This is a genomic window from Paenibacillus sp. AK121 (assembly GCF_019042715.1).
Classification (GTDB): domain Bacteria; phylum Bacillota; class Bacilli; order Paenibacillales; family Paenibacillaceae; genus Paenibacillus; species Paenibacillus polymyxa_C.
Map to the genome: position 1 here is coordinate 1 of NZ_JAHPJM010000010.1, position 9,847 is coordinate 9,847.

Annotated in this window: 4 protein-coding genes; all 4 read left to right on the top strand. The window is 57.0% G+C overall.

Translation table 11 applies throughout. The annotated features are described in order from the left end of the window. Positions 1-2,682 (top strand): condensation domain-containing protein (locus KSP24_RS17430; RefSeq protein WP_216976026.1); only part of this gene is annotated, 2,682 nt, incomplete at its 5' end. A gap of 154 nt (positions 2,683-2,836) precedes the next feature. Next, positions 2,837-6,145 (top strand): non-ribosomal peptide synthetase, encoded by a 3,309-nt coding sequence (locus KSP24_RS17435; protein ID WP_216976027.1) that lies wholly within the window; start codon positions 2,837-2,839, stop codon positions 6,143-6,145. Then, positions 6,135-7,961 (top strand): ABC transporter ATP-binding protein, encoded by a 1,827-nt coding sequence (locus KSP24_RS17440; protein ID WP_216976029.1) that lies wholly within the window; start codon positions 6,135-6,137, stop codon positions 7,959-7,961. The genes KSP24_RS17435 and KSP24_RS17440 overlap by 11 nt, the downstream gene beginning before the upstream one ends. Next, positions 7,958-9,691: an ABC transporter ATP-binding protein gene (locus KSP24_RS17445; RefSeq protein ID WP_192442873.1), complete on the top strand. Its 1,734-nt coding sequence runs from the start codon at positions 7,958-7,960 to the stop codon at positions 9,689-9,691. Before KSP24_RS17440 ends, KSP24_RS17445 begins: the two co-directional genes overlap by 4 nt. The last annotated feature ends 156 nt before the right edge of the window (positions 9,692-9,847 follow it).

Sequence of the window (9,847 nt, forward strand, 5' to 3'; positions counted from 1 at the left end):
GGCAAGCCGAAGGGCGTGATGATCGAGCACCGCAGCCTGGTGAACACGGCGGCGGGCTACCGGCGGGAATACCGGTTGGATCAGTTCCCGGTGCGGCTGCTGCAGCTCGCAAGCTTCTCATTCGACGTGTTCGTGGGAGATATCGCGCGGACGCTGTACAACGGAGGCACGATGGTGATTGTGCCGAAGGACGACCGGATCGATCCGTCTCGTCTGCACTACTGGATTGAGCGGGAGCAGGTCACCATCTTCGAATCGACGCCGGCGCTGATCGTGCCGTTCCTGGAGTACGTGCACGAGCAGCGGCTGGATATGAGCTGGATGGAGCTGTTGATCACGAGCTCGGACAGCTGCAGCGTGGCGGATTACCGGACCTTGCAGGAACGCTTCGGCTCGTTGTTCCGGATCATCAACGCATACGGCGTGACGGAAGCGGCGATCGACTCCAGTTTCTACGACGAGCCGCTGACGAAGCTACCGCAGACAGGCAATGTGCCGATCGGCAAAGCGTGGCTGAATGCGAAATTCTACATCGTGGATGCGCATCTGAATCCGGTGCCGGTCGGGGTGCTGGGCGAGCTGGTCATCGGCGGAGTCGGAGTGGCGCGCGGGTACTTGAACCGTCCGGAGCTGACGGAAGAAAAGTTCGTAGACAGTCCGTTCGTCGCGGGCGAGCGGCTGTACCGCACGGGAGACTTGGCGCGATGGATGGAGGACGGCAACGTGGACTTCATCGGCCGGATCGACAACCAGGCGAAAATCAGGGGGTACCGGATTGAGACGGGCGAAGTCGAAGCGAAGCTGCTGCGGGTGGAAGGCGTGCGCGAAGCGGTGGTGCTGGTTCGAAGTGACGCGAACGGGCAGAAGGCGCTATGCGCGTATTACACGCCGGATACCGGAGCGGAGCTGGCAGTGAACGATCTGCGCAGCGCGCTGGCGCAGGAGCTGCCGGGTTACATGATCCCGTCGTACTTCGTGGAGATGGAGCGCCTGCCTCTGACGCCGAACGGAAAGATTGACCGGAAGGCGCTGCCAGCGCCGGAAGGGGAAGCGGGAAGCGGAACGGAGTACGTCGCACCGCGCAATGAGTTGGAAACGAAGCTGGCGGCGATTTGGCAGGAGGTGCTGGGGCTTGCGAAGGAGATTGGCGTTCACGACAACTTCTTCGACATCGGCGGCCACTCCCTGCGAGCGACGACGCTGGCGGGCAAGGTATTTAAGGAATTAAACGTCAACCTGCCGCTGCGCGACGTATTCCGTCACTCGACGATTGCGGCGATGGCCGAGGCGATCGCCCGGATGGAACGGCGGGAGCATGAGGCCATTCCTCAAGCGGAGGAGAGAGAGTACTATCCTCTGTCCTCCGCGCAGAAACGGCTGTTCATTCAGCACACGCTGGATGGAGCGGATCAGCTTTACAACATGCCGGAGTTGGTGCAGGTGGAAGGCGAGTTTGATTTAGACCGGTTGGAAGCCGCCTTGCGGAAATTGATAACACGGCATGAATCGCTGCGCACCGGTTTTGAAATCGTGAAGGGCGAAGCGGTTCAGCGGGTTTACCCGCAGGTCGATTTTGCTATCGAGCATCATCAAGCGGATAAAGAGGATGCGGCTCAAATCGAGCAGATCGTCCGCAGCTTTGTTCGTCCGTTTGATCTCGGCAAGCCGCCGCTGCTGCGCGCCGGGGTCATCGAACTGGAGCCGAACCTGCATATTCTCCTTTTCGACATGCACCATATGGTGTCCGACGGCGTATCAATGGCGATTGTGATCGATGAGTTCTCGAGTTTCTACGCCGGGGAAGAACTGCCGCCACTGCGCATTCAATACAAGGATTATGCCGTTTGGCAGCAGTCGAAGGCCCACCGAGAGCGGATCGGGCGGCAGGAAGCTTACTGGCTGCAAACCTTCGAAGGCGAGCTGCCGACGGCGGACCTGCCGATGGACTACGAACGGTCTGCGGCTCGCAGCTACGAAGGTGCGCATCTGGAGTTCGACGTCGAAGCTTCTCTCTCTACGCGGCTGCGCGAATTGGCGGCCGAGCGTGAAAGCACGCTGTTCATGGTGCTGCTTGCGGCTTATACCGTGCTGCTGTCCAAGTACAGCGGGCAGGAGGACTTGGTCGTGGGCACCCCGGTGGCGGGAAGAACGAACGCCGATTTGGAACCGGTCATCGGGATGTTTGTCAATACGCTGGCGATCCGCAATCGCCCGTCGGGCGACAAAACGTTCTTGTCCTACCTGGAAGAAGTGAAGGAAACGGCTTTGGGTGCTTTCGAGAACCAGGATTATCCATTCGAGGAGCTCGTGGAGCGTTTGAATGTGAAGCGGGAGCCGGGCCGCTTCCCGCTGTTCGATGCCGTTTTCGACTTGCAAAATATCGAAGAACGAGACGCCGAGCTGGAAGGGGTCAGCCTGAAGACTTACGAGCTTGACCATTTGGAAGAAGCGAAGTTCGATCTGACGCTGTTTATGTATGAAAACAACGGGGCGCTGAGCGGGGGCTTCTTCTACGCCACCAAGCTGTTCAAAAAAGCGATGATCCGCACCTTGACCGAGGATTACCTGCGGGTACTGTCTCAAATTGCGGAAAATCCACAACTCGAGCTAAGCCGGATTGAATGTCATAAACCGGCGGCAGGCGCAAAGAGTGCCGTCGATACGATCGAATTCGCGTTCTAATCCTACAAGCGCGCCTCCGCCGTCAAACGAAAGCGGCGCGCATCCCAAGGAAGACGGCGAACAACGTCCAAGCCCGTAAACGCGCAGGCCGAAAGCAAGCTTTTTCGGACCTGCGCCGGGGCATGCGGTCACTTCATTTTTAGGGGAGATACGAATGAAATCTTTGTTTGAAAAGGAAGAACGATACTGGAGCGGCAAGTTTAGCGCCGATGACAGCCTGAGCTTCCTTCCCTACAGTCAATCCTCCAAATTATCCGCCGACGGGGAAGCTGCGGCCGAGCCGGGCTTGCTTCACCGTACTCTGCCGAGCGAACTTTCGGAGAGAATCATTTGCCTCGCCAACGGTTCGGATTTGGCTTTGTACATGATTGTTTTGGCAGGAGTAAAAAGCCTGCTGTTCAAATATACCGGGCGGGACCAAGTGCTGGTCGGTATGCCTTCTTATAGCGCAGACCCCGACGGGACTCCGCCGCCGCATGACATCTTGGTGATCAAGACGTCCGTAAGCCGCCAGACTACGCTGAAAACGCTGCTCGGGGGCATCAAAGCCTCCATCGGCGAGGCGCTGGAGCATCAGCACCTGCCTTTTCGGAAAATGGTGGAGCCGCTCCATCTGGACTATACGGGGGACGGCCTCCCGGTCGTCAACACCGTCGCATCCTTCGCCCCGATTCATCCGGAACCGCTGGTTAACCGGGTGGCGGCCGATACGGTTTTTCGCTTCGACCGCCAAAACCACTCCATCGAGCTGGAAATAAGCTTTGATGGGCAGCGGTACGAGCGGGCATTTGTGGAACAGGCGGCCGACCATCTTGTTCGGCTGCTGTCCGTGCTTTTATTTCAGCCGGATCTGGAGCTCGGACAAGCCGATGTGCTGTCCCCAGACGAGAGGGAGACGCTGCTGAAGCGATTTAATGACACCGAAACCGAGTTCGAGCGGGGGAAAACGATTTACGGCTTGTTCGAAGAACAGGCGGAGCTTTACCCGGACAACGTGGCCGCCGTCATGAACGAGCGGCAGCTGACCTACCGCGAGCTGAACGAGCGATCCAACCGCCTTGCGCGGAAGCTGCGGGAGACGGGAGTAGAAGCGGACCAGCTGGTAGCGATTCTGGCCGAACGCTCGCTCGATATGGTTGTCGGCATTCTGGCGATTCTCAAAGCGGGCGGAGCATACGTGCCTGTCGATCCCGACTACCCGGAGGAGCGCATCCGCTTCATGATCGAGGATTCGGGCGCGCCGTTATTGCTGATTCAAAAGCATCTGCACGAGAAGACCGACTTCGCAGGAACGCGCCTCGAATTGGACGATTTCGTTTGGGGCGACAGAGGGGCGGACTCCGCCGATGCGCTGGACGCTTCGAACCTGGAGCCGATTTCCGGGCCAGGCAACCTGGCATATGTCATCTACACGTCGGGAACGACCGGCAGACCGAAAGGAACGCTGATCGAGCATAAGAACGTCGTGCGCCTCCTGTTCAACGACAAGAACTTGTTCGACTTCGGGCCGTCCGACACGTGGACGCTGTTCCACTCGTTCTGCTTCGATTTCTCCGTCTGGGAAATGTACGGAGCGCTGCTGTACGGAGGCAAGCTGGTCATCGTACCGCCGCTGACGGCGAAAAATCCGGCCGATTTCCTGGCGCTGCTGGGCCGCGAACAGGTCACGATTTTGAACCAGACACCAACGTACTTCTATCAGCTGCTGCGTAAGGTCTTGGCGGACCATCCGTACGATCTGCGGATTCGCAACGTCATCTTCGGGGGCGAAGCGCTGAGTCCGCTGCTGCTCAAGGGCTTCAAGACGAAGTACCCGGAGACGAAGCTGATCAATATGTACGGCATTACCGAGACGACGGTTCACGTGACGTATAAGGAAATCACGTGGGTCGAAATGGAGGCGGCAAAGAGCAATATCGGCAAGCCGATCCCGACGCTGAGGGTGTACGTCCTGGATGAAAACCGCCGCCCTGTGCCGATTGGCGTAGCGGGCGAAATGTACGTGGCCGGGGAAGGCCTTGCGAGAGGATACCTGAACCGTCCGGATCTGACGGCGGAGAAGTTCGTCGATTCCCCGTTTGCGGAGGGGGAGAAGCTGTACCGCTCGGGCGACTTGGCAGCTTGGCAGCCGGACGGCAACATCGAATACCTAGGCCGGATCGATCATCAGGTGAAAATCCGCGGGTACCGGATCGAGTTGGACGAAATCGAGACGCAGCTGCTGAAGATCGCCGCCGTGCAAGAAGCCAAGGTGCTCGACCGCGACGACGCGAACGGCCATAAGCAGCTTGTCGCTTATTACGTCGCGGAAACGAGGCTGGCGGCGAATGAACTCAAGGAGGAGCTCGCCAAGCAGCTTCCGGGGTATATGATTCCTTCGCACCTCGTGCAGCTTTCGCGGATGCCGCTGACCCCGAACGGGAAAATCGACCGCAAAGCACTGCCCGCGCCGGAGGAAGCCGCGGCTGGAGGAGCGGAATATGTCGCACCGAGAACGCTGCTCGAAATGAAGATCGCCCGCGTCTGGCAGGATACGCTTGGCGTTCCGCAGGTCGGCGTAAAGGATAACTTTTTTGAGTTGGGTGGCAATTCGTTAAGTCTGATGAGGCTCGTTCAAGCCGTTTACGATGAAACGGGCATCGAGATACCTTTGAACCGCCAATTCCACAATGTAACAGTTGAAGCCATGGCTTTCGGCGAGTCGGATCTCGGCCTGGATAAAGGGGGAGACTCCTTCATTAAGCTGAATAAAGCAGGAGATCTGAACGTGTTCTGCTTCCCTCCGGGTAGCGGTTTCGGCATCGGTTACCGAGAGCTCGCAAGCAGGCTCGACGGCCGGTTCGTGCTCTACGGCATTGATTTTATCGACGATGCCGTCGATTACGAGGCCATGCTGAACCGTTATGTGGACGAGATCGTCCGCATCCAGTCGGAAGGACCTTACGTGCTGCTCGGCTACTGCTTCGGAGGCAACCTGACGTTCGAGGTAGCCAAAACGATGGAGAAAAGAGGGTATTCCGTAACGGACGTGCTCATGGTGGACTCGTGGATTAAGGACGCGCTGACGCCTTCTGAAACGTCGGAGAAAGAGCTTGAAGAAATGCTTGCGGATTTCGACGAAGAAGAGAAGGAATTAATGAGCAACCCGCTCGTGCGGGAGCGGGTTCATCGGAAGGTCAAAGCGACCTTGGCGTACGAAGCGCAGCTTATTAATTCCGGCACGATCCCGGCCAGGATTTATGAACTGATTGCGAAGGACAGCGAAGCTTTCCGCCTGGAGCACCAATTGCCTTCCTGGCGGGGGGCAACGACGCAAGCTTACTCCGATTACCGGCTGGAGGGCGCGCACGAGGAATTGCTGGAACTCGCGCGCGTGGAAGAAACGGCCGTCGTCATTCGAGACATCTTAGAGCAAGTCAAGCGGCAGATCGAAGCGGAGGCCGGGGTACTGCATGGAAGCTGACCGCCAGCCGTCTGTTCTAGAACAAGGCACAGCGGCGCCTTCCAAACGCCAAACCGCTTACGCCGCCTGGAAAGCGTTCCGCTGGCTGATGTCCTATGTAAGCCGTCACAAAGGCTGGATGATCGTCGGTGTCTTGTCCGCGATTGCCGCCGCCGTTATTGAGATATGGACGGGAAGTTTGATCGAGCAGCTGACCACCCAGGCCGAGAAGGGGGCGGGGCCAATCGTTCTGCAAATCGTGTACGCGGTCTTTGTGGTCATCTTGATCGGTGTGCCGGCGAAGTTTTTCATGAGCTTCGGCGTGGAGAGAAGCAGCGCCTCTGCGGTGCAGGATATCCGCAACCATGTCATGCGTCATATCGGCAAACTCCCGGTCTCCTATTTGGAAAAGCAGCACTCTGGCGACGTATTGTCGCGGATCAACAACGACCTGCAGCTCATCCAGCAGTTTATGATTCGGGACCTCGCCCAGTGGTTTTATCATCCGCTGTTGTTCATCGGCTGTTTCGCTTATTTGATCTACCTTCAATGGGAGCTGATGCTGTACAGCCTGCTGTTATTTCCTGTAGCGCTGCTGGTTTCCCAATGGATCGGCAAGCAGTTGGAGCGGTTGACGGAGGAAGCCCAGGCGAACATGGGGCGAATGAACGTCAACCTCCAGGATACGCTTGGGGGTATGCCTATTGTAAAAAGCTACCTGCTATCCGGCATGTTATCTCGCTCCTACCAAGTGCTGCTGCAATTGACGGCCCAAAAAAAGCTGGCCGTGAAAAAGCGGGAAGCCTGGGTCAACCCGCTGCTTTCGACGCTGATGATCAGCCCGATCATTTTCGCCGTCAGTTACGGAAGCTATTTGATCTACAAAGGGCAGCTAGGCGCGGGAGAGCTGATCGCCTTCCTGTACTTGCTGAATCTGTGTCTGGAGCCGCTGGAGCATATTCCGGAGCTCATCACGCGGACGTTCGAAATGGCCGGTGCCCTGAGAAGGGTCTCTGAAATCGTCGAGCAGCCGACCGAAACGGAAAATGGCCGTTCGCTTCCGAAAGCGAGCGCCGCCCCCATCGAGTTTCAGAACGTAACCTTCGGGTATGAGGAGAGCTCCCCGATCCTACGGAATGTTAGCTTCTCGGTGCCGGAAGGGAAGACGATCGCGCTTGTCGGAGCGAGCGGCGGAGGGAAGAGCACGGTGTTTAAGCTTGTATGCGGCTTTTATCCGCTTCCGGAGGACCAGGGCGAGATCCGCGTGTTCGGCAGCCTGATCCACGGCGCCGACCCGGAGCAACTTCGGTCGCATTTTTCCGTGGTAACCCAGGATTCATATTTGTTTAGCGGCACGATCGCTGAAAATATCGGCTACGGGCGGGAAGTAGCGTCGATGGACGAGATTATCGAAGCCGCCAAAGCCGCTCAGGCGCATTCCTTCATTATGCAGCTTGAGGGCGGCTACCAGACATATGTCGGAGAGCGCGGAGGCTTTTTGTCCGGCGGGCAGCGCCAGCGCATTGCAATGGCCCGGGCTTTTCTGAAGGATGCTCCCGTTCTGCTGCTGGACGAGCCAACGTCGGCTCTTGATCCGGAGTCGGAAAGCGCGGTTCAGGAAGCGCTGGGCGTAATGATGAAGCAGAGAACGACGATGGTTATTGCCCACCGGCTTTCTACAGTACAAAACGCCGATGAAATTTGGGTCATGGAACAGGGGAGTATTGTTGAAAAGGGCACTCATGAACAATTGCTGAAGATGAAGGGACTGTACGCCCAGTCGTACTATCAGGAATTTACCGAGTCTACCGAACGCAGGGAGGTGGCGTACACATGAAAAAGGGCGGATGGCTCTCGCAAGTGAAAGAACTCGGCTACTTGCTGATGTTTATGAACCGCAAGCGCAAAACCCAGTACGCCATTGGCCTGGCCGTGACGGCGCTCACCCAGACATTGTTCCTGATCGCCTTCAGCTTGGTCGTACATAACTTGGTTGATTTCGCCGTGTCCCGAGATACGTCCCTGATGGTGGAAGCTTTTATTATTTTGGGCGCGGCCTTGTTCCTGGAAAATGTAATTTCTCCCTGGTTCATTTACTTATACCAGCGCAGTGTCGAGCTGACTGTGCTGAATATCCGCGAACGTCTTTATGACAAGCTGTGCCGGGTGCGGCCGAGATTCCTGGAGCAGACGCACCATGGGGACTTGCTGTCGCGGGTGAACAACGACGTAACGACCGTTGAGTTTACATTCTCGCAGGTTTACTTCGTTTTGCTGCTTCAAGTTGTCTTTTGCATCGGCTCCATTGTCTCCATGGTGTTGATCGATTGGCGGTTTGCCGGCGTATCCTTCGTCATTCTGCTGCTGTCCTCCGTGGTGAGCCTGAAATTTGCGCGGGATATTCGCGCTTTGTCCGAACAAGGCTTGCAAACGCTCGGTAAAATGACCGAAAAATTCAAAGATTTTATGGGCGGCATTCAAATTGTGAAGCTGTTCCGCATCCGCACGATTTACGGCCAGTACGAGGCGTTGAACGAACAAATGACGCAGACGCTTCGGCAAACCGCGCAGAAGAACGGCATGCAGGCAGCAGTGAATCATTTTATCAGCTACGTCACGTTCTGCGGCATCATCGTCATCGGCAGTCTTCTTTATGCCTACGGACTGATGGGAATGGGAAGTGTCGCCGCCCTGGCGGTTCTGCAAGTGAATCTGACGCACGCCTTGTTGAACTTGGGGATGGTTCTGTCGATGACCCAAAATTCGCTCGCGGGCGCTCACCGGATTCAAGAGGTACTAAGAGAGGAAGAGGAACCGGATCGTTTGGGATCTCCTCACAGCGAGCTCGTGTCGGAGGCTGCGGTGGAGTTTCGCGATGTGGAATTTTCCTATCAGGCGGATAAAAAGGTGCTTGTCGACATCTCCATGCAGGTGTTTCCCGGCCAGGTCGCCGCTATCGTGGGGGCCAGCGGCAGCGGCAAAAGTACGCTGATCAAGCTGCTACTCGGCTTTTATCCTGTGGACAGCGGAGAAATCCTGCTCCAAGGCAAACCGTTCGGCCATTACACGCTGGACGAAATCCGCAGGCAGATTGCATACGTTCCGCAGGAGCCGTTCTTGTTTACCGGCACGATTGAGGAAAACATCCGCTACGGCAACCCGGATGCAACGGATGAAGAAGTGATCGAAGCGGCCAAAGCAGCGTACGCTCACCATTTCATTCAGGAACTTCCTGAACAGTATAAAACGCCGGTGGGGGAGAGAGGAGCGTCGTTGTCGGGCGGACAAAGGCAGCGAATTGCGATCGCCCGGGCGATTCTCAAAAACGCCCCGATTCTGCTTCTGGACGAAGCGACTTCCGCACTGGATAACGAATCCCAGCATTGGGTACAGCAAGCCCTGAACGTATTGATGAAGGGGCGCACCACCATTCTGATCGCCCACCGCCTCAGCACCGTGGAACATGCGGATTTAATTACCGTCATGAACCAAGGGACGGTCGTCGAGCGGGGCCGCCATCAGGACCTGCTGGCGCTCGGGGGTTATTACGCCCGGCTGTACGGCTAGACCCGCTTTACGGCGGGCGGCTTCCTGCTTGCGAATGCGACAGAGTCTTTTAGTAATCCAAGGTATGACTTTATAACCGGTAGTTACCAGAAAACGTAGACACGAAAAAGGAGGAAGAGTCCGAAGGAGCCGTTCCGGGAGTGGCCTGCGCGGTTC

Coding starts and splice junctions, on each gene's coding strand:
- KSP24_RS17445 (WP_192442873.1), top strand. CDS start 7,958: ATGAAAAAGGGCGGATGGCTCTCGCAAGTGAAAGAACTCGGCTACTTG.
- KSP24_RS17435 (WP_216976027.1), top strand. CDS start 2,837: ATGAAATCTTTGTTTGAAAAGGAAGAACGATACTGGAGCGGCAAGTTT.
- KSP24_RS17440 (WP_216976029.1), top strand. CDS start 6,135: ATGGAAGCTGACCGCCAGCCGTCTGTTCTAGAACAAGGCACAGCGGCG.